Origin of the sequence: Eggerthella sp. (genome assembly GCF_048329335.1) — a bacterium.
Taxonomy (GTDB): Bacteria; Actinomycetota; Coriobacteriia; order Coriobacteriales; family Eggerthellaceae; genus Eggerthella; species Eggerthella lenta.
The window spans coordinates 1-1,307 of record NZ_DBFEGU010000075.1; the positions used below are offsets into that span (position 1 = coordinate 1).

General features: G+C 66.9%; 2 protein-coding genes. Both read left to right on the forward strand.

Features of this window, described 5'->3' with window-relative positions:
* Positions 1-507: signal recognition particle-docking protein FtsY (locus ACMO6A_RS02385; protein WP_418470724.1), on the forward strand; the 507-nt coding region annotated here is incomplete at its 5' end.
* A gap of 13 nt (positions 508-520) precedes the next feature.
* Positions 521-1,219 carry an RdgB/HAM1 family non-canonical purine NTP pyrophosphatase gene (gene rdgB / locus ACMO6A_RS02390; RefSeq protein ID WP_050005424.1) on the forward strand — a complete coding sequence of 233 codons (699 nt, stop codon included), beginning with the start codon at positions 521-523 and terminating at the stop codon, positions 1,217-1,219.
* Positions 1,220-1,307 lie beyond the last annotated feature (88 nt).

Consider the following 1,307-nt stretch of genomic DNA (forward strand, 5'->3'; position numbering starts at 1 on the left):
GACACCTTCCGTGCCGCTGCCGCCGAGCAGCTGTGCGTTTGGGCCGAACGCGCGGACGTGCCTGTCGTGAAGCACAATGAAGGGGCGGACCCCGCCGCCGTTCTTTTCGACGCGGTGCAGAGTGCCGCCGCCCGGGGGTACGACATGGTCATCTGCGACACCGCGGGCCGCCTGCACAACAAAAAAAATCTGATGGACGAGCTTTCCAAAATCAGCCGTGTGGTGCACAAGGCATGCGGCACCGCCAGCGTGGAGACGCTGCTGGTTCTGGACGCCATCACAGGGCAGAACGCCATCAGCCAGGCCAGCCAGTTTATCGACGCGGCCGGGGCCACGGGCATCGTGCTCACGAAGCTGGACGGCACGGCCAAGGGCGGCGCGGTCGTCAGCATCAAGGCGAAGCTGGGCCTGCCCGTGCGCTTTGTGGGCGTGGGCGAGGGCATGGACGACCTGATGGAATTCGACCCGGACGCCTTTGTGGACGCGCTGTTCCTGCGCGAGGAATGAGGGAGGACGGAGCATGGAATTCATTGCAGCGACCAACAATCCTGGAAAGATGGCCGAGATGCGCCGCATTCTGGAGCGCATGGGCCACACCGTCCGGAGCCAGCGCGAGGCCGGCGTGACGCTGGAGCCCGAGGAGAACGGCACAACGTTTGCCGAAAACGCGCGCATCAAGGCCCGGGCCATCTGCGAGGCTGCGGGCACAGCCACCATCGCGGACGATTCCGGCCTGTGCGTGGACGCGCTGGACGGCGCGCCGGGCGTGTATTCCGCGCGCTACTGCGGCCGCCACGGCGACGACGAGGCCAACAACGACAAACTGCTGGAGGAACTGGCGGGCGTGCCCGAGGGAAAACGGGCCGCGCGGTTCGTCAGCAGCATCTGCGTGTGCCTGCCCGGCGGGCGCTGCGCCGTGTTTGAGGGCGTGTGCCCGGGCCGCGTGGGCTTTGTGCGCAGAGGGACGAACGGCTTTGGGTACGACCCGCTGTTCATCCCGGACGAGGTGGGCGTGCCAGGCGGCGGGGGAACGGCGGAAAACACGCAGGGCCGCTCCTACGCCGAGCTTTCGGCCGCGGAAAAAGACGCCATCAGCCACCGGGGCCGCGCCATGGAGCGCATGGAAGCAGAGCTGGCGCGTTTCCTTGCGGATGGGAGCGTCATCGGCATGACGTGCGGGAACGCATGCATCACGGTGGCGGACAAGGCGGAGGGCTGACGCGCAAATGCCGGGCGCGTCGGGCTTTTCCAACACGCGCGCGGCAAGCCGTGAACCGTTCGCTGCAAATCTGATACAGAAAAGGGAT

Coding starts and splice junctions, on each gene's coding strand:
- rdgB (WP_050005424.1), top strand. CDS start 521: ATGGAATTCATTGCAGCGACCAACAATCCTGGAAAGATGGCCGAGATG.